At 72.5% G+C, this 23,112-nt stretch carries 17 protein-coding genes; 7 read left to right on the top strand and 10 right to left on the bottom strand.

Annotated elements, in window-relative coordinates:
* Positions 1–211 precede the first annotated feature (211 nt).
* The 8 genes from PS467_RS25550 to rsmI form a co-directional block, all read right to left on the bottom strand.
* Positions 212–2,071, bottom strand: a complete 1,860-nt coding sequence (locus PS467_RS25550; protein WP_311037201.1) for a hypothetical protein — start codon at positions 2,069–2,071, stop codon at positions 212–214.
* Between the two features lie 378 nt (positions 2,072–2,449).
* Entirely contained in the window at positions 2,450–4,270 is a 1,821-nt protein-coding gene (locus PS467_RS25545; RefSeq protein ID WP_311037200.1) for an ABC-F family ATP-binding cassette domain-containing protein, read from the bottom strand.
* Between the two features lie 60 nt (positions 4,271–4,330).
* Complete coding sequence (locus PS467_RS25540; RefSeq protein ID WP_311037199.1) at positions 4,331–5,284, bottom strand: 4-(cytidine 5'-diphospho)-2-C-methyl-D-erythritol kinase; 954 nt, start codon at positions 5,282–5,284, stop codon at positions 4,331–4,333.
* Positions 5,285–6,374: 1,090 nt separating this feature from the next.
* Complete coding sequence (rsmA, locus tag PS467_RS25535) at positions 6,375–7,250, bottom strand: 16S rRNA (adenine(1518)-N(6)/adenine(1519)-N(6))-dimethyltransferase RsmA (protein ID WP_311037198.1); 876 nt, start codon at positions 7,248–7,250, stop codon at positions 6,375–6,377.
* 45 nt (positions 7,251–7,295) lie between these two features.
* The gene (locus PS467_RS25530) at positions 7,296–8,519 is read right to left on the bottom strand and encodes a resuscitation-promoting factor (RefSeq protein ID WP_311037197.1); all 1,224 of its coding nucleotides are present in this window, start codon (positions 8,517–8,519) and stop codon (positions 7,296–7,298) included.
* A gap of 157 nt (positions 8,520–8,676) precedes the next feature.
* Positions 8,677–9,552, bottom strand: coding sequence for a TatD family hydrolase (locus tag PS467_RS25525; protein ID WP_311037196.1), 876 nt, complete (start codon positions 9,550–9,552; stop codon positions 8,677–8,679).
* 116 nt (positions 9,553–9,668) lie between these two features.
* A complete protein-coding gene (locus tag PS467_RS25520; protein ID WP_268974015.1) occupies positions 9,669–10,169 on the bottom strand; it encodes a hypothetical protein in 501 nt (166 codons plus the stop codon).
* A gap of 185 nt (positions 10,170–10,354) precedes the next feature.
* A complete protein-coding gene (gene rsmI, locus PS467_RS25515) occupies positions 10,355–11,230 on the bottom strand; it encodes a 16S rRNA (cytidine(1402)-2'-O)-methyltransferase (RefSeq protein WP_268974014.1) in 876 nt (291 codons plus the stop codon).
* Positions 11,231–11,837: 607 nt separating this feature from the next.
* Here rsmI and PS467_RS25510 point away from each other — a divergent pair.
* Positions 11,838–13,616 (top strand): dolichyl-phosphate-mannose--protein mannosyltransferase, encoded by a 1,779-nt coding sequence (locus PS467_RS25510; protein ID WP_311037195.1) that lies wholly within the window; start codon positions 11,838–11,840, stop codon positions 13,614–13,616.
* A gap of 137 nt (positions 13,617–13,753) precedes the next feature.
* Positions 13,754–15,397, top strand: a complete 1,644-nt coding sequence (locus tag PS467_RS25505) for a penicillin-binding transpeptidase domain-containing protein (RefSeq protein WP_311037194.1) — start codon at positions 13,754–13,756, stop codon at positions 15,395–15,397.
* 121 nt (positions 15,398–15,518) lie between these two features.
* Here the strand turns inward: PS467_RS25505 and PS467_RS25500 are convergent, their stop codons facing one another.
* On the bottom strand, positions 15,519–15,914 hold the full coding sequence (locus PS467_RS25500) for a cupin domain-containing protein (protein ID WP_311037193.1): 396 nt from the start codon (positions 15,912–15,914) through the stop codon (positions 15,519–15,521).
* A gap of 99 nt (positions 15,915–16,013) precedes the next feature.
* Here PS467_RS25500 and PS467_RS25495 point away from each other — a divergent pair, with 99 nt between their 5' ends.
* From PS467_RS25495 to PS467_RS25480, 4 genes are all read left to right on the top strand, one after another.
* Entirely contained in the window at positions 16,014–16,571 is a 558-nt protein-coding gene (locus PS467_RS25495; RefSeq protein WP_311037192.1) for a YbaK/EbsC family protein, read from the top strand.
* On the top strand, positions 16,568–17,467 hold the full coding sequence (locus PS467_RS25490) for an EamA family transporter (protein WP_311037191.1): 900 nt from the start codon (positions 16,568–16,570) through the stop codon (positions 17,465–17,467). The genes PS467_RS25495 and PS467_RS25490 overlap by 4 nt, the downstream gene beginning before the upstream one ends.
* Before the next feature lie 136 nt (positions 17,468–17,603).
* Positions 17,604–18,053: an effector-associated constant component EACC1 gene (locus tag PS467_RS25485; RefSeq protein WP_311037190.1), complete on the top strand. Its 450-nt coding sequence runs from the start codon at positions 17,604–17,606 to the stop codon at positions 18,051–18,053.
* The gene (locus PS467_RS25480) at positions 18,050–20,878 is read left to right on the top strand and encodes a caspase, EACC1-associated type (protein ID WP_311037189.1); all 2,829 of its coding nucleotides are present in this window, start codon (positions 18,050–18,052) and stop codon (positions 20,876–20,878) included. Before PS467_RS25485 ends, PS467_RS25480 begins: the two co-directional genes overlap by 4 nt.
* Here the strand turns inward: PS467_RS25480 and PS467_RS25475 are convergent.
* The gene (locus PS467_RS25475) at positions 20,851–21,651 is read right to left on the bottom strand and encodes an SDR family NAD(P)-dependent oxidoreductase (protein ID WP_311037188.1); all 801 of its coding nucleotides are present in this window, start codon (positions 21,649–21,651) and stop codon (positions 20,851–20,853) included. The genes PS467_RS25480 and PS467_RS25475 overlap by 28 nt on opposite strands.
* A 154-nt stretch (positions 21,652–21,805) precedes the next feature.
* On the opposite strand from PS467_RS25475, the gene PS467_RS25470 reads away from it, so the two are divergent.
* Positions 21,806–23,095, top strand: coding sequence for a serine hydrolase domain-containing protein (locus tag PS467_RS25470; protein WP_311037187.1), 1,290 nt, complete (start codon positions 21,806–21,808; stop codon positions 23,093–23,095).
* Positions 23,096–23,112: the final 17 nt, after the last annotated feature.

The raw sequence follows: 23,112 nt of genomic DNA, 5'->3' as shown, positions 1-23,112 counted from the left end.
ACGTTGCGCGCCCCCTACCGGCCAGAAGCCCCCCGGAATGCCGAAATCCCGGCCATTCGTGCCCACTTGACATCCAGTTGACGTCCGAATCGGATCGGTGCCGTCGGGTTCCGCGGGGCGCGCGCCCCGGCGCTCAGTCGGCACGAAAGCGGCGGCCCCGTCCGTACGGTGGGTACGGGCGGGGCCGCCGTGCAGCCGGGCGGGCGCCGGGTCAGCCCGCGCCGAAGATGACCGCCAGCGGGTCGTCCTGGTCGTAGGTGCCCGAGGGCTTGGTGGCGTAGACGTCGCCCATGAAGAGGTGCTCCCCGGAGTAGATGATGTCCGAGTAGCTGGTGCTGAACTTCGACTCCATGTCGTAGCTCTCGACGTCGTTCTGGAACAGCTTGGTCTTGGCGTACGACTTGGGGTCGATCCGCCAGACCGCGCCGCCGGAGTTGTAGGTGCTCTCCTGGTAGGCGAGGACGGAGCCGTCCTCGTCGAGCCCGAGCGGGATGAGCGCGGCGTCCTTGACGCCGTCGGTCTTCCCGATCGCCTTGCCGGTCTCCAGGCTGAAGGCCACGACCTCGTTGGCCGTCGCGGCGCTGGAGTCGCTGCGCTCCTCGGAGCCGAGGAAGAGGGCGTTGGCCGACTTGCTGATGGCGATCTTCCGGCAGCCCTCGACGTTGGTCGACTCGCACTTGGCGTCGTACTTGCCGTTCTCGGTGCCGATCTTGCCGAGCACCTTGCCGGTCTTGGCGCTGTCGTCGATGGACAGGAAGTCCGAGACCGCGGAGCCGGTCGAGTCACCGGCGTCGACGCCGATCACCAGCGGGTCGACGGAGGCGACGTGGACGTAGTCGATGCCCTGCGAGACCTTGTAGGCCGACTTCACCGCGCCGGTCTTCGGGTTCAGCGTCTGGACCTGCATCTGCGGGTTGTCGTAGTCGCCGCAGCGGCGCACCGCGACCAGCTTGTCCTCGCCGCCCGCGTAGCCGTCGTCCGAGCAGTTCGCGCCCAGCTTCGGCTTCCACAGCGCCTTGCCCGAGGTGGACCAGGCGGCGCCGCCGCTGGTGCCGCCCGCGGCCACGGTGCCGCCGCCGATGGTGACCTCGTCGAAGCGGACCTTGTCGTCACCCTCCTTGACGTTCCGGTGCCAGAGCATCTTGCCCTTTTTCAGGTCGAGCAGCCCGACCTCGGTGCAGCTGGGGTACTTGTTCTCGGCGGACGGCTTGGCCTCCTCGTAGAGGACCGTGGTCAGGCCGTCCTTGGTGAGGTGGTCCGAGGACCAGCAGACCGCGCCGTCCAGCGGGATCGTCCACTTCGCGGCGCCGCCGTCGAGCGGATATCCGACGATCTTGTAGACGTCGGCCTTCACGAAGGTGTCGTCGGTGGCCCACATGCCCTCGACGGTGACCTGGTCGGAGACCTTGGGCATCGGGACCTTGTTGAGCAGCTTGGCCTCGATGACATCGGCGGGCTCGTCCTTGCCGCCGGAGGAACCGCTCGAGGTGCCCTGGCTGGACTGCTTGTCCTTGTCCTTGCCCTTGGCCTCGCTGCCGCCGCCGTCGTCCTTGGTGGCGAACCAGATGCCGCCGCCGATGATCAGCGCGACCGCGACCACGGCGCTGACGATGACCGCCATGCGCTGCTTGGACTGGCCGGGGCCGCCGGGGCCGGCCGGAGCGGGGCCACCGGGGTACTGGGGCTGCGTCGGCTGGCCGAACTGCGGCTGCCCGTACGGGGACTGCCCGTACTGCTGCTGGCCGTACTGCTGTCCGTACGACTGCTGCTGGCCGGATGCGTACGGTGACGGCGCGCCTCCCTGGCCCGGCTGACCGTACGCCGGCTGCGCCGGGTAGCCGTAGCCGCCGGCGCCCTGCGGGGGCGTCTGCGGAGGGGCGGGCGGTGCTGCCGGGGGCGCCGGGGGCGGCGGCGGGGTCTGCGGCGGTTGGCCGGGTGCCTGCGGATAGCCGTAACCCTGCTGGCCCGGAGGCGGAGTGGGCGGCTGCTGCGGATAGCCGTAACCCGGTTCCTGCGGCGCACCAAAGCCGCCCTGCGGCGGCTGGTTGGGCGGCGGAGGCGGCTGTGACATGCGAAATCCTTCTGATGCGGGACCCATCGCCCGACCGGCCTCCCCCGCGATCCCGGCGGTCAAAGTCCTCCGGGAAGGAGCGAATCGGACATGGAACCCCGCCAGTGAGCGGAAGGCAGGCGGGAGTTCTTTGTATCACCCGTAAGAGGTGTATTAAGGGCCGGTGTCCAGGTCATCGACCAGCTGAGACCGGCCTGTGACGGGACCGTTGTCAGGGCCCGCGCCACCTCGCCACAGCCTCTTCACACGATGCTTTCAGGCCACTCACACACGAGTCGCTCACACCGCAGCCACCCACACGTCGACCGCACGTCGACCGCACGTCGACCGCACACGCACCGGCCGCTCACACGCCGCGTGACCCGTGCACTCGCCCTGTCACGCGTCGTCGGCCAGCTCCAGCCAGCGGGTCTCCAGCTCGTCCCGCTCCCCCGTCAGCTCGCGCAGCTGGGTATCGAGCTCGGCGACCTTGGTGAAGTCCGTGGCGTGCTCGGCGATCCGCGCGTGCAGCTCGGACTCCTGCTCGCTGATCCGGTCCAACCGCCGCTCGATGCGCTGAAGTTCCTTCTTGGCGGCGCGCTGCTCGGCCGCCGACCGCTGCCGGGCGGCCTGTTCGTCGGCCTTCTGCTTGGCGGGCGCGGCGGCGGCCGGGGCGGCCGCGGCCAGGGCGCGCTGCCGCCGCTCCAGGTACTCGTCCACGCCGCGCGGCAGCATCCGCAAGGTGGCGTCGCCCAGCAGCGTGAGGATCCGGTCGGTGGTGCGCTCGATGAAGTACCGGTCGTGGCTGATGACGATGAGCGAGCCGGGCCAGCCGTCGAGCAGGTCCTCCAGCTGGGTGAGGGTCTCGATGTCCAGGTCGTTGGTGGGCTCGTCCAGGAAGAGCACATTGGGCTCGTCCATCAGCAGCCGCAGGATCTGGAGCCGGCGCCGCTCACCGCCGGAGAGGTCGCCGACCGGGGTCCACTGCTTCTCCTTGGTGAAGCCGAACTTCTCGCACAGCTGGGAGGCGGTCATCTCCCGGCCCTTGCCGAGGTCGACGCGCTGCCGCACCTGCTCGACGGCTTCCAGGACGCGCAGGTTCCGGTCGAGTTCGGCGACCTCCTGGGACAGATACGCGAGCCTTACGGTCTTGCCGACCGCGATCCGGCCCTGGGCGGGCTGCTGTTCGCCCTCGCTGTGCGCGGCCTCGGCGAGGGCCCGCAGCAGCGAGGTCTTGCCCGCGCCGTTCACGCCCACCAGGCCGATCCGGTCGCCGGGCCCCAGCTGCCAGGTCAGGTGCTTGAGCAGCACCTTGGGCCCGGCGGTGACGGTCACGTCCTCCAGGTCGAAGACGGTCTTGCCGAGCCGGGAGCCCGCGAACCGCATCAGCTCGGCGCTGTCGCGCGGCGGCGGCACATCGGCGATCAGCGCGTTGGCGGCCTCGATGCGGAAGCGGGGCTTGCTGGTGCGGGCGGGGGCGCCGCGGCGCAGCCAGGCCAGCTCCTTGCGCATCAGGTTCTGCCGCTTGGCCTCCTCGCTGGCGGCGATGCGCTCGCGCTCGGCACGGGCGAAGACGTAGTCGCTGTAGCCGCCCTCGTACTCGTGGACGGCACCGCGCTGTACGTCCCACATCCGGGTGCAGACCTGGTCGAGGAACCAGCGGTCGTGGGTGACGACCACCAGGGCCGAGCGGCGGGCGCGCAGATGCCCGGCCAGCCAGGAGATGCCCTCGACGTCGAGGTGGTTGGTGGGCTCGTCGAGGACGATCAGGTCCTGTTCGGCGATCAGCAGCTTGGCGAGCGCGATACGGCGGCGCTCGCCGCCGGACAGCGGGCCGATGACGGTGTCGAGCCCCTGCGGGAAGGCGGGCAGGTCCAGCCCGCCGAACAGCCCGGTGAGCACGTCCCGGATCTTGGCGTCGCCGGCCCACTCGTGGTCGGCGAGGTCGCCGATCACCTCGTGGCGGACGGTGGCCGCGGGGTCGAGGGAGTCGTGCTGGGTGAGCACGCCGAGCCGCAGATCACCGGCGTGGGTGACGCGGCCGTCGTCGGCGGGCTCCAGCTTGGCGAGGATCCGGATGAGCGTGGTCTTGCCGTCGCCGTTGCGGCCGACGACGCCGATGCGGTCGCCCTCGTTCACTCCGAGGGAGACGCCGTCCAGCAGCGCACGGGTGCCGTACACCTTGCCGACGGATTCAACGTTGACCAGGTTGGTCGCCATCACACTCCATTACGCGGATCGATCGGCATCCCAGGGTAGTCGCCATGCGCGGCGCCTCGCTCAGCCGTCCACCAGCCGCGCCCCGGGGGCCGCGTCCACGAGCCGCGCCCCGGGGACCGGGCCGGAGGTGATCCGGACCGCGCGGCAGGTGCCCGAGGCGGCCAGCTCGTCCGCCACCGCCCGCGCGCCCTCGGCGTCCTTGGCGAGGAAGGCGCAGGTCGGACCGGAGCCGGAGACGAGGGAGGCGAGTGCGCCCGCGTCCGCGCCGGCGCGCAGGGTGTCGGCGAGCGCGGGGCGCAGCGAGAGCGCGGCGGGCTGAAGGTCGTTGGAGACGGCGGCGGCCAGCGCGGTGGCGTCACCGGCGCGCAGGGCCTCCAGCAGCGCCGGGGAGGGCTCGGGGTCGGGGACGTCGGCCGAGCTCGCGCCCGCGCCGGACGCCTCGCGCAGCCGGTCGCATTCGCGGTAGACGGCCGGGGTGGACAGCCCGCCCTCGGCCACGGCGAACACCCAGTGGAAGGTGCCACCGGTCTCCAGCGGGGTCAGCAGCTCACCCCGGCCCCGGCCGAGGGCCGCGCCGCCGACGAGGCTGAAGGGGATGTCACTGCCCAACTCGGCGCAGATCTCGAGGAGTTCGGCGCGGGTGGCCTTGGTGCCCCACAGCGCGTCGCAGGCCAGCAGCGCCCCGGCGGCGTCCGCGCTGCCGCCCGCCATACCGCCCGCGACGGGGATGTCCTTGACGATGTGGAGATGGACGCCGGGCGCGATGCCATGCCGCTCGGCGAGCGCGAGGGCGGCGCGGGCGGCGAGGTTGGTGCGGTCCAGCGGCACCTGACCGGCGTCCGCGCCCTCGACGGTGAGACGGAGGGTGTCGGCGGGGGCGGCGGTGACCTCGTCGTGCAGCCCGACGGCGAGGAAGACGTTGGCGAGGTCGTGGAACCCGTCGGGCCGCAGTCCGCCGACCGCGAGCTGAACGTTGACCTTGGCGGGCACACGGGCGGTCACGGGACGGGTCACGGATGCGGGCTCCTTCTCGTACGGAATCGAGGTGGGGTGGGGCGGGGGACGGATCGGGGCGGGGCGGTACGGGACGGCCGCGGACCGGCTGCAGACCGGCCGCGGACCAGATGCGGACCGAATGCGGTCGGCCCGTGGACCGGCCGCGCACTGGTCGCGGACCGGCTGCGGCCATTGTCGCGCCCGTCGGCGGGCGCCCGGCGCCGGGGCGGGCCGGTTCCGGCTCGGCACCAGGCACCGGCGCGGAGTTCCGGCCCGGCACGGGCCCAGGTCCGGCACGGGCCCAGGTCCGGCACGGGCCCAGGTCCGGCACGGGCCCAGGTCCGGCACGGGCCCAGGTCCGGCACGGGTCCGGCAGCGGCTGCCGCCAGGCTTTGGCTCGGCGCCAGGTTCTGGCCCGACAGCCTCCGACCCCGCACTGGCCCCAGCCCAGCACGTCAAGACTTCGGTCCGGCGCCGACCTCGACGCCAGGCTCCGACCCGGCACAGCCACCCGGCACGTCCCGGTGCCAGCCCTCGGCGCCAGGTTCCGACCCGGCACGGCTCCCGCCAGGCTATGGCTCAGCTCCAGATTTTGGCCCGCCCGGCACTGCCCCCCAGCCCGGCACACGCTCCGTCCAGCGCCAGCCTCGGCGCCAGGCTCCGACCCGGCCCAGGGCCCGGCACGGACGGGTGCCGGCCCTCGGCACCGGGCTCCGGCTCGGCACTGGGCTCCAGCCCGACCGACCCGACACGAAAGCCCAACCCAGCACGGCCCCCGCCAGGCTTCGGCTCGGCGCGAGATTTCGGCCCGCCCGGCACACGCTCCGGTCCGGCACCAGCCTCGGCGCGAGGTTCCGACCCGGGCACAAGCGCCCGGCACGGCCCGGTGCCGGCCCTCGGCACAAGGCCCCGACACAGCACCGGCCCCCGCCCGCCACGCTATGGCTCGACGCCCAACCTTGGCTCAGCGCCAGATTTGGGCCACCCGGCACTGGGCTCCAGCCCGACCGACCCGACACGGGAGCCCGGCACTGGCCCCCGCCCGGCACGGGTGCCAACCCAGCACAGGCGTCGGGCCTCGGCGCGGCGTAGGTGTTCGGTGCGGGTGTCAGCGGGGCGTTGGGGGTGGGCGGTGTTCGGCGATCGTGGCGAAGTCCTCCACCGTCAGTGACTCGCCGCGCGCCTGTGGGGAGACGCCGGCGGCCGTCAGGGCTTCCTCGGCGGCCTTCGCCGAACCGGCCCAGCCCGCGAGCGCCGCCCGGAGGGTCTTGCGGCGCTGGGCGAAGGCCGCGTCGACCACCGCGAAGACCTCGTCCCGGGTGGCGGTGGTGCGTGGGGGCTCGTCCCGGCGTATCAGTGAGACCAGGCCGGAGTCGACGTTGGGGGCGGGCCAGAAGACGTTGCGGCCGATCGCGCCCGCGCGCTTGACGTGGGCGTACCAGGCGGCCTTCACGGAGGGGACGCCGTAGACCTTGGAGCCGGGTGCGGCGGCGAGCCGGTCGGCGACCTCGGACTGGACCATGACCAGGGTCCGCTCGATGGTCGGGAAACGCCCGAGCATGTGGAGCAGCACGGGCACGGCGACGTTGTAGGGCAGGTTGGCGACCAGGGCGGTCGGGGCGGGGCCGGGAAGTTCGGTCACCCGCAGGGCGTCGCTGTGCACCAGCGCGAAGTGGTCGGCGCGGTGCGGCAGCCGGGCCGCGACGGTCGTGGGGAGGGCGGCGGCGAGAACGTCGTCGATCTCCACCGCGGTGACCCGGTCGGCGGCCTCCAGCAGGGCGAGGGTCAGCGAGCCGAGCCCGGGGCCGACCTCGACGACCACGTCCTCGGGGCGCACCTCGGCGGTCCGGACGATCCGGCGGACCGTGTTGGCGTCGATGACGAAGTTCTGGCCGCGCTGCTTGGTGGGGCGTACGCCGAGCCGGGCCGCGAGTTCGCGGATGTCGGCGGGGCCGAGCAGGACGTCGGGGTCGGTGGGGCTCACCGTGGAAGTTTATGGCGCCTCACCGACGGCTCGGTCCACCGCCTGTCACTGGTGGAGCTTGCGGCCGCACGTCGGCCAGGGGCCGGTGCCGCGCTGCTGGTAGAGCTTCTTGGCCCGGTAGGTCTGTTCGGCCGGGGGCGCGTCCTGGGGGCGGCCGTGGCCGCCGAGGGCGTGCCAGGTGCCCTGGTCGAGCTGGTAGAGGCCGCCGTGGCGGCCGGAGCTGTCGACCGCGTCCGGCCGGCCGCCGGATTCGCAGCGGGCCATGGCCCGCCAGTTGAGCCCGTCCGCCGGGCCGCCGGTCGTGGCGGGCGGGTTCATGGTGCCGACCCGGACGATCCGGGCCACGGGTGCCTTGACCAGCTCGCTGTGGATCTTCTTCGGGCGCTGCCGTACGCCGTTGACGGTGCGCACCCGGTAGGTGGTGCGCAGGGTGCCCGGCGCGCCGGGCCGGGCCACGGTCTCGGTGCCCTTGGGGAGGGTGGGGTCGGCGTGGCGGACGGTGATGAAGGGCACCGGCTCGTCGTGGACCTTCCTGCCGCCGGTGATCCGCATCACCTTCACCGTCTGGCCGTCGCGCGGGAAGCTGTCCCGGGGGACGGACATGGTGTCCTGGCCGCGCAGGGTGAGCCCGGCGGCCGCGAGGGCCTCGCCGACGGTGGCCGCGTTGGTGTGGACGGTGTGGGGGCGGCCGTCGGCGAGGAAGGTGACGGTGCGCTCGGTGCGGACGTGCAGGAGCAGACCGCGGCGGGTGATGGCGGCGGAGCGGGAGGCGGACAGATACGCGCCCTCGGCACGTACGCCCAGTTGGCGCAGTGCGCCGTCAACCGTGTGGGCGGTGGTCCACACCCGGCGGCGCTCCCCGTCGAGGGTGAGGGTGACCGGGCGGCCGTAGCGGACGGCGACCTCGTCGCCGCTGGCGAGCGGCTCCCCGGGCGCGGGGGCGACGATGTCGTGCTCCCCGACGTGGACGTGCTCGTCCGCCAGCAGCTCACCCACGTCGTCGGCGTAGGTGTGCAGGGTGCGGGCGTCGCCGTCGACGCTGAGCCGTACGGCCTTGTCCTGGGCCACGAAGGCGGAGGTGCCGCCGGCCAGGGCGGCGACCACCATCGCCTGCGGCAACAGGCGGCGCATCGGGCCCGCCATCGCTTGTGGCAGCAGCCGGCGCACCGGCTCGGCCCGGTCACCGCGCCGGGCGGCTCGGCGGACGGCGGCGCGGCCGCCCGCGGCGCGGTGGGCGCGGTGGGCGCGATGGCTGCCCGTGGGGCTCACGACAACACTCCGGCAACACTCCACACGTTCACTGGTCAGGACGTCTGGTCAGGACGTCGGGTCCGGGACTGTAGCGGAGTGGGGGTGACTCTCCAAAGGAAGATCATCACGCGGTGTGATGACCCTCCCCGGAGCGTCACCGTGCTCAATAGCCGGCTCAATAGCCGAAGACGCGTGCCGTATTGGCCGCTACGGCGGTCGCCAGGGTGTCCTCGGGGACGCCCTTGACCTCGGCCATGGCCCGCAGGGTGAGCGGGATCAGGTACGGGGCGTTGGGCCGTCCGCGGTAGGGGACGGGGGTCAGGAACGGCGCGTCGGTCTCGACGAGGACGAGGTCGAGCGGGGCGACGGCGAGGGCGTCGCGCAATGGCTGGGCGTTCTTGAAGGTGACGTTGCCCGCGAACGACATGTAGTAGCCGCGCTCGGCGCAGATCTTCGCCATGGCCGCGTCACCGGAGTAGCAGTGGAAGACGACGGTGTCCGGCGCGCCCTCCTCGGCGAGCACCCGCAGGACGTCGTCGTGGGCCTCGCGGTCGTGGATGACCAGGGCCTTGCCGTGGTCCTTGGCGATGGCGATGTGGCGGCGGAACGACCGCTCCTGGGCGGCCATGCCCTCCGGCCCGGTGCGGAAGTAGTCCAGGCCGGTCTCGCCCACGCCCCGTACCTGGGGCAGGGCGGCGAGGACCGCTATCTCGTCGAGGGCCGCGTCCAGGGCGGTGTCGCCGCCGGGCTCCCGCGCGCCCTGCCGGGACCAGCCGTCCGGGTCCCCCAGGACGATGCGCGGCGCCTCGTTGGGGTGCAGTGCCACGGTGGCCCAGACGCTGGGGTGCGCCGCCGCGGTCTCGGCCGCCCACCGGGACCCGGCGAGGTCGCAGCCCACCTGGATGACAGTCGTCACGCCGACCGAGGCGGCCTTGGCCAGCGCCTCCTCGACCGTGCCCGTCTGCATGTCCAGGTGGGTGTGGGAATCGGCGACCGGGACCCGCAGGGGTTCCGGCAGCGGCGGCGGCACGTCCTTTTCCTTTTTCGCCATGGACGCGATTCTATGAATCCCGGTGAATGTGCGGTGAATCACGTCCGGCCGCTCAGTTGACCCGCATACGGCTCATCTGAACCGGATGAACCGGATCGTGCTGAACCGGATCGTGCTCAATGGCGGTGGTGCTGAAAGGGATGCAGCAGATCCGACAGATGCCAATGGTGCGTACGGCGTCGTGCGGGACCCTCGTTTTCCGGTGTCCGATCCGCCGCGGTGCCGGTCGTGGTGTCGGTCGCCGTTCCCGGCGCGTCGGTGTCCGCCTTACGGCCCCGGGTGGTGTGCGCCCTCCCGCGCCGCGCACTCTCCAGGGCCGACGAGACCTGGCCCGCGCGCATGATCCGCACCAGATGCGCACCGCAGTTGACGCAGTCAGGGCTCGTCAGCGGGGACCGGACGCGCAGGCCGTCGGTGAAGTAGACGACGAAGGCACGGCCCGCGCCGTCCACGTGGTGTTCGATGTCGTACGACCGCTCCCAGCCGTGTCCGCACTTCATGCAGGCGAAGGCGTAGGCCTCATGGGCCACCTCGCCGGACGGGCCGGAGGACGGGCCGGAGGGGGTGCGGGCGGCTATCGGATGAGCACCGCTCGAAGTTCCCGCTATATCGCTCATGGCAGCTCCTCTTGTCACATAGGACAAGTCTTCCGGGAGGGGATCTCCCCGGGTGTTCCACACCCAGTGGACGCCGTTCCCGGCGCTACCGCATCGGGTCTTTCCGCTCTTTGAGCGAGATTTGGCAACCGCGTTCCCAAACTGCCCGGAAACCGCCCGGGAAGTAACCTGAGCTTTGCCTTTCGCTACAGTGCTTTACCTTCGCGCGGCGCGCTTCCTGCCGCGTTCTTTGCCGCCACCACGGCGTCGAAGACCTGCCGTTTGGGTACCCCGGCGTCCTGCGCGACCGCCGCGATGGCCTCCTTACGGCGCTCACCGGCCTCCTCGCGCACCGCGACCCGGCGGGCCAGCTCGGCGGGGTCGGCCTCCTGCGGGCCGGGGGCGGCGGCGCCCTCGACCACGATGGTGATCTCGCCGCGTACTCCCTCCGCCGCCCAGGCGGCCAGCTCCGCCAGCGGGCCGCGCCGTACCTCCTCGTACGTCTTGGTCAGCTCCCGGCACACCGCGGCGCGGCGGTCGGCGCCGAACACCTCGGCCATGGCCGCCAGGGTGTCGTCCAGCCGGTGCGGGGCCTCGAACCAGACCAGGGTGCGGCGCTCTTCGGCGACCTCGCGCAGCCGCGCCAGCCGCTCCCCCGCCTTGCGCGGCGGGAAGCCCTCGAAGCAGAAGCGGTCCACCGGCAGCCCGGAGACCGCCAGGGCGGTGAGCACCGCGGACGGGCCGGGCACGGCGGTGACGGTGATCCCGCGCTCCACGGCGGCGGCGACCAGGCGGTAGCCGGGGTCGGAGACCGACGGCATGCCCGCGTCGGTGACCAGCAGCACCCGGGAGCCCTGGGCCAGCGCCTCGACCAGCTCGGGCGTACGGGCCGACTCGTTGCCCTCGAAATAGGACACCACCCGGCCGGCCGGACGCACGTCCAGCGCCTGGGTCAGGCGGCGCAGCCGCCGGGTGTCCTCGGCGGCGACCACATCGGCGGCCATGAGCTCGGCGGCCAGCCTCGGGGGCGCGTCCGCCGGGTCGCCGATGGGGGTCCCTGCCAGTACGAGCGTTCCAGTCACGCCCACCATCCTCGCAGCCGACCGAGACCGACCCCGCAGCCACCGCCCTGGGCACGAATCCCCGCCACCGGCGCGGCGGATACGGTCGCCCCCGACACGGCACCCCCGCACGGCCGCCCCGGGCACGGCCACCCCGGCACCGTCGCCCCGGGGACGGCCGCCGCGTGCACGGCACCGCCCGCACGGCCACCCCAGGCACAGCGCCCCTAAGCACGGCCCCCGGCACCGTCGCCGCCCGGCAGGGCCGCCCTGGGTACGGCTCCCCCTGCACGGCGCCCCTAGGCACGCCCCGGGCACGGCTCCCCCGGCGCAGGGCCGCCGCCTGCACGGCTCCCCCGGCGGAGGGCCGCCGCCTGCACGGCTCCCCCGCCACCGGCGGCCCCGGCACGCGCCCCCAGGCACAGCACCCCGGCACCGCCACCCCAAGCACGGCACCCCCGGCACCGCCACCCCAAGCACGGCACCCCCGGCACCGCCACCCCAAGCACGGCACCCCCGGCACCGCCACCCCAAGCACGGCACCCCCGGCAGCGCCACCCCCGGCACGAATCCCCGGTTCGCCGCCTTTCCCCGCCACACTCACAGACCCCTTCCCTACGATGGCCCGGTGAGCAGTGACACCGCGACCCACGCCCAGCCGGGCCAAGCCACCGGCCATCAGCCGCCGGCCTGGCAGCGCCGGCTGCGCCGCTTCGGATACGCGGGCCGGACCGGGCCCGGCGTACGGGAGCGGCTGGTCCCGCCGTACGCGGAGCCGGGCACCCGGCTCTGGGAGATCCTCGGCGCGACCCCCTCGGCGGCGGCCAGAATCGCCCGCTGGAGCGGCTGGGGCGGGCCGCTGCTCGTCGCGCTGTGCGCCGGGCTGATGCGCTTCTGGCGGCTGGGCAGCCCGGACAACGTCATATTCGACGAGACGTACTACGCCAAGGACGCCTGGTCGATCTGGGAGTACGGCTACGAGGGCACCTGGCCGAAGAACGCCAACGAGCGGATCCTCGACACCCCGCAGCACATCCCGCTCGATGACGCGGCCTCGTACGTGGTGCACCCGCCGGTGGGCAAGTGGGTCATCGGGCTCGGCGAGCAGTTCTTCGGACTGCACCCGTTCGGCTGGCGGTTCATGGTCGCGCTGCTCGGCACCCTCTCGGTGCTGATGCTGTGCCGGATCGGGCGGCGGCTGTTCCGGTCGACGTTCCTCGGCTGTCTGGCGGGCGCGCTGATGGCCGTGGACGGGCTGCACTACGTGATGAGCCGCACGGCCCTGCTCGACCTGGTCGTGATGTTCTTCGTACTGGCCGCCTTCGGCTGTCTGCTCGTCGACCGGGACAAGGCGCGCGCCAGGCTGGCGGCGGCGCTGCCGGCCGGCGAGGACGGCACGGCGCGGCCGGACCCGGCGGTCGCCCAGAGCCTGAAGCTGGGCGCGCGGCCGTGGCGGATCGCGGCCGGGGTGCTGCTGGGCCTGGCCATCGGCACCAAGTGGAACGGGCTGTACGTCCTGGCGGCCTTCGGCCTGATGGCCGTCCTGTGGGACGTGGGCGCACGCCGTACCGCGGGCGCCCACCGGCCCTACCGGGCGGTGGGGCGGCGCGATCTGGGCTGGGCGTTCCTGTCACTGGTGCCCGTGGCGCTCGTCACGTACCTCGCCTCCTGGTCGGGCTGGTTCGCCACGAGCGGCACCTTCGACCGGGCGCACGGCTGGCGGCACAGCGGCTATTTCCGCCACTGGGCCGACTCCCCGGAGCCGGGCGGCGGGGGCTACGGCACCGGCGGCACCTTCGACGGGCTGCTCAACCCGCTGCGCAGCCTGTGGCACTACGAGTCCGAGGTCTACAAGTTCCACGTCGGCCTCGACTCACCGCACGTCTACCAGTCCAACCCGTGGAGCTGGCTGGTGCAGTCCCGCCCGGTCTCGTACTTCTACGAGTCCCCGCGGGCGGGCCAGGAGGGCTGCCCCAAGGACGCCGCCGAGAAGTGCGCCCGTGAGGTGCTGGCCATCGGCACCCCGCTGCTGTGGTGGACGGCCTGTTTCGCCCTGCTGTACCTGCTGTTCCGGTGGGCGCTGCGGCGCGACTGGCGGGCGGGCGCGATCCTGTGCGGGGTCGCCGCGGGCTATCTGCCGTGGTTCCTCTACCAGGACCGGACGATCTTCTCCTTCTACGCCGTCGTCTTCGTGCCGTTCCTGTGTCTGGCGGTGGCGATGATGATCGGCGCGCTGCTGGGACCGCCGGGGGCGAGCGAGACCCGCCGAGTGGTCGGCGCGGTCGGCTCGGGCGCGCTCGTCCTGCTGATCATCTGGAACTTCATCTACTTCTTCCCGCTCTACACCGGCCAGACGATCCCCATGGACGCCTGGCGCGCCCGGATGTGGCTGGACACCTGGATCTAGCCGGCCTCCCCGCCCGCCCCCGCCCCGCGCCTCCCCACCTGAGGGCGCGGGGGCGTGTCGTGGTGCCGGTAGAGTGCCGGGCACCGCGGCCTCCATCGGCTGATGGAGGGAATCGAGAACACAGTGGGGGTTCTGCAATGCGGAGTGGCGCGAGAGCCGCGATCGTCGGTGCGGTATTCGCCGCCATGGTCGGTGTGGCCGGTTGCGGCGGCGGCCAGGACGACGCGTCGAGCCCGAAGGACGGCGCGAGCGCCGGCTCGGGCGATGACAAGCCGGCCCTGAAGAAGGTGAAGACCGGCCCGCCCAGCGCGGCCGAGGTCACGACTACCGCCCGCGCGTTCCTGGCGGCCTGGTCGGCGGGCGAGACGGCGAAGGCCGCCGCCCTTACGGACGACAGCGAGGCGGCCACCACGGCGCTGAGCGGTTACCGCAAGAAGGCCCATGTGGCCAAGGTGACGCTGCGGCCGGAGGAGGCGAGCGGCGCGAAGGTGCCGTTCTCGGTCAACGCCCAGATCTCCTACGACGGTGAGAGCGCCCCCTGGACGTACGAGTCCTCGCTGACCGTGACGCGCGACACGGACACGGGCAAGCCGGTCGTCGCCTGGAAGCCCTCGGTGGTGCACCCCGACCTCGCCGCGGGCGACACGCTGAAGACCGGCGCGTCCGAGGCGCCGCCGATCAAGGCCGTGGACCGCGATGGCAAGGAGCTGACCGCCGCCGAGCACCCGACCCTCAAGACCGTCCTGGCCTCGCTGCGCGAGCGGTACGGCGACAAGGCGGGCGGCAAGGCGGGCGTGGAGACCTGGATCGACCGCGCCAAGGGCTCCAAGTCCGCCGACAAGACGTTGAAGGTGCTCTCCAAGGGCACCCCGGGCACGCTCCGCACCACGATCGACGCGTCGCTCCAGCGCACCGCCGAGCAGCAGGTGAACAAGCGGGCCAAGGCGTCGGTGGTGGCGATCAAGCCCAGCACCGGTGAGATCCTCGCGCTGGCCAACTCGCCCGCGAACGGTTTCAACACCGCCCTCCAGGGCTCGTACGCACCGGGCTCGACGATGAAGGTCATCACCTCGGCGACGCTGATCGACAAGGGCCTGGCGGCGTACGGCAAGGCGCATCCGTGCCCCAAGTACTTCTCCTACGGCGGCTGGAAGTTCCAGAACGACGACAAGTTCGAGATCAAGAACGGCACCTTCGAGCAGAGCTTCGCCCGCTCCTGCAACACGGCCTTCATCAGCCAGGCCGGGAAGCTGAAGAACGACGACCTGACCAACGAGGCCCGGGACGTCTTCGGCATCGGGCTCAACTGGCAGATCGGCGTGCCCACCTTCGACGGCGCGGTACCGGTGCAGTCCGCGGCCTCCAAGGCCGCCTCGCTGATCGGCCAGGGCGGGGTGCGGATGAACCCGCTCAACATGGCGTCGGTCGCGGCCACCGCCTCCACCGGCACCTTCCGCCAGCCGTACCTGGTCTCGCCGTCCCTGGACAACCGGACGCTGGCCAAGGCGAGCAAGACGATGAAGTCCGGCACCAAGGACCAGCTGCGCAAGCTGATGCGGCTGACGGCCACCTCGGGCACCGCCGCCGAGGCGATGGCCGGGATGACCGGTGACTTCGGCGCCAAGACCGGTTCGGCCGAGGTGGACAACCAGGACAAGCCCAACGGCTGGTTCACCGCCTACCGCGACGACCTCGCCGCCGCCGGTGTGGTCCCCGAGGGCGGCCACGGCGGCGACACGGCGGGCCCGATCGTGGCGGCGCTGCTGCGCGCGGGCGGCTGACGCACGGACGGCTGACGCACGGGCGGCTGAGCCCGCGGCCAGGCCGCCGGCGCAGGCCCGGGAGCCGGGCGGGCGCGGGGACTTCCCCGCGGCCGCCCGGCTCCTTCGCGTTCCGCGGGATTCAGCCGAGCGCGTGGCCGGTGGTGCTGTCCACGTGATCGGGGATCTCGCCGTCGTGGCGGTCCCCGGTCGAGCTGGTCCCCGAGGGCTCGAACATCAGGACCGACCCGCCCGGGGAGGACGGCTTGTGCTCGGTGCCCCGGGGGACCACGAACGTGTCGCCCTTGTGCAGCACGACCGTCGTCTCGGTGCCGTCCGCGTCCCTGAGCGCGATGTCGAAGCGGCCGTCGAGGACCAGGAAGAACTCGTCGGTGTCATCGTGGGCGTGCCAGACGTGCTCGCCGAGCGTATGGGCGATCCGGACGTCGTAGTCGTTCATCCGGGCCACGATCCGGGGGCTGTAGACATCGTCGAAGGAGGCCAGCGCCTCGTCGATATTGACGGGTTTCGTGTCCATGGCCCGATCCTCTCCGGGCCGCCCGCCGAGTTCTTGAACGCTGGTGCGGCCAGGGAAATGTCCTGGCGCGGGCCGCGGGCCCGTCGATAGCGTCGGCCCATGGCCAACCCCACCTTTGACACCTCCGACGCCCCTGCCACCGCTGAGACCCCTGCCACCGCTGAGACCCCCGCCTCCGCCGGTACCGTGGCCCACCCCCGGTTCGCCGAGGCCCTGCGCGAGCTCGGCCTGGACGTCGAGGTGCGCCGCTTCCCCGACGCCACCCGCACCGCCGCCGAGGCCGCCGCGGCCATCGGCTGTGAACTGAGCCAGATCGTCAAGTCGCTGGTGTTCGAGGCGGACGGGCAGCCGGTGGTGGTGCTGTTGGACGGGGCGTCACGGGTCGACGTCGAACTCGTACGGCAGGAGCTGGGCGCCGGGAGCGTCCGCCGGGCGAACGCGGCGCTGGTACGGGAGACCACCGGCTACGCCATCGGCGGGGTGCCGCCCTTCGGCCACCGCACCCGTACCCGCGTCCTGGCCGACCGCCGGCTGCTGGACCACGAGACCGTATGGGCCGCGGCCGGCACCCCGCACACCGTCTTCCCGCTCGCTCCCAAGACGCTGATCGCGCATGCCGAGGGCACTGTGGTGGATGTGCGCGAGCGCTCCGCGTGACCCCGGTCGTCGCGGTCGCGGTGCTCATCGCGGCCGTCACCCACGCGAGCTGGAACGCCATCGCGCACGGCATCAGAGACCAGTTGCTCGCCTTCACCCTGGTGGGCGGCGGCGGGACGCTGTGCGGACTGGCGCTGGCGCCGTTCACCCCCCTGCCCGAGGCGGACGCCTGGCCGTATCTGCTGGCCTCCGTGGCCATCCACGTGGTCTATCAGCTGCTGCTCATGCGCTCGTTCCAGCTGGGCGACTTCGGCCAGATGTATCCCATCGCACGCGGCACCGCACCGCTGGTGGTGACCGTGGCCGCCGCGGTCTTCGTCGGCGAGCGGCCGGACCACTGGCAGGCGGCGGGCATCGCACTGGCCTCGGCCGGACTGGTGGGCGTGGCGTTGTGGGGCGTCAAGGGCTCCCGCCACTCCGACCACGAGGAAAGCGGGCGGGATGGCGGGCAGAACAGCGGTGGCGCACCGCAATGGCTCGCCCTTACGGCCGCCATCGCCACCGGACTGTCCATCGCCGCGTACACCGTCGTGGACGGTCTGGGCGTGCGCGCCTCCGGCAGCGCGCTCGGCTATATCGCCTGGCTGATGATCCTGGAGGGCATCGCCATCCCCGCCTGCGCCCTGACGATCCGGCGCGGTGCGCTCCTGCGGCAACTGCGTCCGGTCGCGGCGCGCGGGCTGCTCGGCGGGCTGCTGTCGGTCTTCGCCTATGGCCTGGTCCTGTGGGCCCAGACGCGAGCCGAACTGGCACCGATCGCGGCGCTGCGCGAATCGTCGATCATCGTGGGCGCGGCGATCGGGGCGCTGTTCTTCAAGGAGCGGTTCGGCGGCCCGAGAATCGCGGCGGCGGGTCTGATGGTGGCGGGCATCGGGCTGATGCTGCACGCCGGTTGACGCGTGCTCCGTGCTCGGCGCTCCGTGATCGGTCCTCCGTTGCTCCGTTGCTCCGTTGATCCGTTGCTCCTGCGGAGAGGCTCCGGGTAGGAAAGAATCGGGGCTCTGTCGGCACTGTCGTCACAAGGGGGGCTTGGTGCGGATCGACATCGCGGTGAGCGGCGGGGAGGCGGAGCTGCGCTCGCTCCACGACTGGCTGAGACGGGACCCGGACACGCGCCGCGGCGCGCGGGTGGAGCTGGTCCGGGCCGCTCCGGCGCCCGGCCAGATGGGCGTGCTCACCGATGTGCTGCAACTGGTCACCGACAACGCCTGGAGCGCGGCCTCCTTCGCGCTGGCGCTGTCCACCTGGCGGCAGACGCGCCCGCACGCCCGGCGGATCACCGTGCGCCGCGGTGACCTTACGGTCTCCCTCGACGGCGGCGGCGACGAAGACCTGCGGCGCCTGATCGACGCGCTCCAGCGCCCGTCCGCGCCCGAAGCGGAACCGGCTGCCTCCGCGCCCGAACCGGCCGCCCCCGACCCGGCCGCCCCCGAACCGGAAGGGCAACGGGAGCCCGACGGCGGGGAAGGGCGCCGGCCGTGACCGTGCTGCCCGACCCGGCCGCCACCCGCGCGGTGCTCATCGGCACCAGCCGCTACGCCCATCTGGAGCAGATCCCGGCGGTGGCCAACAACCTGAGCGCGCTGGCCGCCGCCCTGTGCGCCCCGCGTTCATGGGGGCTGGCACCCGAACACTGCACGGTGATCGAGGACCCCACCACCGCCGTCGAGGTCCTCGAAGCCGTAAGGACCGCGGCCGAGGAGGCCACGGACACCCTGCTGGTGTACTTCGCGGGACACGGTCTCGTGGAACCGCGCCGCGGCGAGCTCTTCCTGGGGCTGACCGGGTCCATACCGCACCGCTCCTACACCGGACTGCCGTACGGCACGCTGCGCGATGTGGTGCTGGACGGGCGGGCCGCCCGCCAGGTGATGCTGCTCGACTGCTGCTTCAGCGGACGGGTGCTCGGCTTCATGAGCGCGGCGGGCGCCGAGGCGGTGATCAGCCAGGTGGAGATCGAGGGCACCTATCTGCTGGCCTCCGTCCCCGACACCAGCTTCGCGCTCGCCCCGCCCGGTGAGCCCCATACGGCCTTCACCGGCGAACTGCTGCGGCTGCTGCGCGAAGGGGTGCCGGGCGGACCGGAGTTCCTGGACCTGGACACGGTCTACGCGCAGGTGTACGCGGCGCTGCGGGCGAAGGGGCGGCCGCTGCCGCAGAAGCGCGACCGCAATACGGCCGGCGGACTCGCCCTGACCCGCAACGCGGCGTGGATCCCGCCCGGATTCGGCCCGCCGCCCCCGCCGTACGACGCCGCACCGGTCCCGGAACCCGCGCCGCGGCCGTATCACCACGAACCCGCCCGGACGCCTCCGCCCCCGCCCCCACCGTACGAACCGCCGCTCGTTTCCGCGCCGCCCGCGGACGGCCACGAACCGGCCCCGGAGCCCACCCGACCGTCCGCCGTACCGCCGAGGCCCACCTGGTCGCCGGTGGCCCTGCCGTCGTCCGCCCCGGCCCCCTCCCTCAACGGCGTCTCGCCGGGCCGCCGGCGGGCCGTCCGCTACGGGCTGGCGGGAGCGCTCCTCGTCGCCCTGGTGGCCGCGGGCATCCCCCTGGCGACGTCGTGGATGAAGGACGACGGCTCCCCCGAGGACCGCTCCGGCCGGCAGCAGTCGAAGTCGTCCGGCACCCCGGCACCGGGCCCCACCGCCGGGTACGACGCCGCGGCCAAGGATGTCGTCAACGCCTCGAAGAAAAAGGGCGGGACGCTGAAGTTCGTCAGCGGGAGCGACGCGGACTCATGGGACCCGCAGCGCACCTATTTCGGCTCCATCTGGAACTTCTCCCGCTACTACGCCCGCCAACTGGTCACCTACGCCCCCAAGCCCGGCGAGAAGGGCACCGAACTGGTCGGGGACCTCGCGGAGAAGACGGCCAGGGTAACCGACGGCGGCAAGACCTACACCTACACCCTGCGCGACGGAATCACCTGGGAGGACGGCAGCGATATCACGTCCAAGGACATCAAATACGGCATCGAGCGGATCTGGGCCACCGACCCGATTTCCGGCGGCCCGACCTATCTCCAGCAGGTGCTCGACCCCGGCCACACCTACAAGGGGCCGTACAAGGACACCACCGAGGACAAGCTGGGCCTGAAGGCCATTCGGACGCCGGACGACAAAACCATCGTCTTCGAACTGCCCAAGCCCAACGGCGACTTCGAGCGCATGCTCGCGATGCCGGCCGGCTCACCCGTCAAAAGGGACAAGGACACCGGAAGCAAATACCAGAACAAGCCGTTCTCCTCCGGGCCGTACAGATTCGGCCCCTACACGCCGGGCAAGTCGCTGGAGCTGATCCGCAACGACGAGTGGAACCAGTCGTCCGACCCGATCCGGACCGCCCTTCCCGACCGGATCACGGTGAATATCGAAAAGGACGCCGAGGCGAGCGCGCAGGCCCTGCTCTCCGGCACCTACGACCTTGACCTGACGTCCACCGGACTCACCGACGCCGCCCTGGCGAAGGCCCGGAACAGCCGCGACCTCCAGGCCCAGCTGGACAACCCGTACACCGGAGGGCTCCTGTTCGCCGCCTTCCCCCGCTCCGTCGAGCCCCTGCAAAACCTGCACTGCCGTAAAGCGGTCATCTACGCGGCGGACATGGAGAACCTGCGGACCGCCGCCGGCGGAACGCAGAGCGGCGCCATCGCGCCCCATATGCTCCCGCCGACCATCACGGGCTCCGATTCCTCCTACGACCCGTACCAGAAGCTCGAGAGCAACGGCGATCCGGACACCCTCAAGGCGAAGCAGGAACTGGCGGCGTGCGGAAAGTCGAACGGGTTCACGACCACCATCGCGGTGCGCAACACCCGCCCCGCCGAGCTGGCCGTCGCCGAGTCGCTCCAGACCTCACTGCGGGAGGTCGGGATCGAGGCCCGTATCGAGCAGATCGCCTCCACGGAGTTCTTGCAGACGGTCGGCTCGCCCGCGACCGTGAAGAAGGAGGGCTACGGCATCGTCATCTCCCGGTGGCTCCCCGACTTCCCCACCGGTCAGGGTTTTCTCCAGCCGCTCGTCGACAGCCGTTTCATCTCGGAATCCGCCAATATCAATCTCGCGGAGCTGGACGACCCCACGGTCGACGACCTCTTCGACAAGGCGATCGCCGAACAGGACCCGGCCAAGGCCGAGAAGGACTACAGGGCGGCCAATCGGCGGGTTTCCGAGTCCGCCGCGTATCTGCCCATCCTGTTCCAGAAGAGCACGGTCTGGCGCGGCTCCCGGCTGACCAACGTCTATGCGAGCGAACCCTACGGGGGCCTTTACGACTACGTCTCGCTGGGCGTCGCCACATGACCGAAGGCCCTGCGCACCGCCACGTTCGTGGTCGTGATGCCGCCGTCCACGGGGAGGGTGACCCCGGTGATCCAGGCGGCGTCCGAGGAGGCCAGGAAGGTGATGGCGGCGGCGATGTCGGTGGGTTCGCCGACCCGGCCGAGGGGGTAGACCTGGGCGGCACGGCGCAGGGTGTCCTCCCGGCCGTCCCAGCCGGGGGTGCGGATCGTGCCGGGGGCCACGAGGTTGACGCGGACGTCGCGCCCGGCGGCGTGGGCGGACAGCGTGCGGGTGAGGCTGCCCAGGCCCGCCTTGGCGGCGCTGTAGGCGTGGTTGCCGAAGTCCTGTATGCCGTTGACCGAACCGACGTTGACGATCGCGCCCCGGCCGTCCGCGGCGGCCAGATGCGGCAGCGCGGCGCGGGAGCAGCGGAAGGCACCGCCGAGGGTGACATCGATGTCCTGCTGCCACTCGTCGTCCAGCTGGTCCTCGAACAGCGGGGTGTCGGCATGGCATGAGTGGGCGCTGTTGACCAGGACGTCCAGCCTTCCGAAGCTCCTTACGGCGTGCGCCACGGCCGCCTCGACGTCCGCTCGCCGGGCCACGTCGCAGCCCAGCGACTCGGCCTCGCCGCCGTCCGCCCGTATGGATTCGGCGGCCTTCGCGGCCCGTTCACCGTCCAGGTCGGTGATCAGCACCCGGGCGCCCTCGTCGGCGAAGCGGCGGGCGGTCACCTCCCCGATGCCGCGCCCCGCGCCGGTGAGCATGACCGCGTAGCCCTCGAATCTCCGCACCCTGTGCCCCTTTTGGTCGGCTCTGGCCCATCGGCTCCGGAGCGCCGCCGCCCCGTGGCTGCGCGTCCGCCGGAGATCCTGCCCGGCCCCGGCATGATCCTCACCCGCGGAACGTTGCACCATAAGGAGAAACACAGCACACGCTCGGGTCGGCATGGCGGGAGTCGGAACAGTGGTGGACGTCCAGGGCACGGTGGCCGACGGTTTCGAACCGGTCCGGGACGCTTTCGCGGCGAACTTCACCCGGCACGGCGAGCGCGGCGCCGCCGTGGTCCTGTACCGGGAGGGCGAGAAGGTCGTCGACCTGTGGGGCGGTACGAAGACCCCCGACAGCGACGACCCCGGCGATGCCGAGGCTTCTGGGGGCTCCGGGGGCTCCGAGGCTGCCGATGGAGAGGGCGGCGGCCGTGAGCCCTGGACCCAGGACACCGCCCAGGTCGTCCGGTCGGTCACCAAGGGCATTGCCGCCGCCGTGCCGCTGCTGCTGCATCAGCGCGGTCAGCTGGACCTGGACGGCCGGGTCAGCACCTACTGGCCGGAGTTCAAGGCGGGCGGCAAGGAGCGGGTGCTGGTGCGGCATCTGCTCGCGCACCGCACCGGCGTGCCCGTCCTCGACACCCCCCTGACCCCCGCCGAGGCCATCGACGGCATATCCGGGCCGCTGGCCGTGGCCGCCCAACAACCCGTGTGGGAGCCCGGTACGGCGCACGGCTACCACGCCCAGACGTACAGCTGGCTGCTGAGCGAGCTGGTGCGCAGGGTCACCGGGCGGACCATCGGGCGCTGGATCGCCGAGGAGATCGCCCGTCCGCTCGGGCTCGATCTGTGGCTCGGGCTGCCCGCGGAGCAGCGGGGCCGGGTCGGCCGGATCGCGGCGGTGGAGGCCCCCACCGCGCCCGCCGCCCAGGGGCTGCGGCTGCGCCCCAAGCGGTCGGTCGCCGAGGCGTACCAGGACCCCGAGTCGCTGACCCGGCGGGCGTTCGCCGCGATCACCCCGATGCCGGACGAGAACGACCCCGCGTATCTGGCCGCCGAGCTGCCCGCCTCGGGCGGGGTGGCGACCGCCGAGGCGCTGGCCCGCTTCTACGCGGCGCTGATCGGCCCGCTGCCCTCGGCCCGTACGGCCCGCTCGGGGGGCAGGCTCTTCGCCCCGGCGACGCTGACGATGGCCCGTACGGAGGAGTCCGCGGGGCCGGACGAGGTCCTGGTCGTCGGCACCCGGTTCGGTCTCGGCTACATGCTGCACGGCCCGGCCTGCCCGATGCTGGGACCGGGTTCCTTCGGCCACCCGGGGCGCGGCGGCTCCCTCGCCTTCGCCGACCCGGAGGCACGCATCGGCTTCGCCTACGTCACCAACGGCATGCGGCGCGGTGTCACCGCGGACCCGCGTGCGCAGGCGCTGGTGCGGGCGGTACGGACGAGTCTGGCGGCGCGGGAGGGGTAACGGCGGGAGGCGCGTAA

Origin of the sequence: Streptomyces luomodiensis, from assembly GCF_031679605.1 — a bacterium.
GTDB classification, from domain to species: domain Bacteria; phylum Actinomycetota; class Actinomycetes; order Streptomycetales; family Streptomycetaceae; genus Streptomyces; species Streptomyces luomodiensis.
The sequence above is the reverse complement of the archived record's forward strand: the minus strand, read 5'-3'. Positions and strand labels throughout refer to the sequence as shown.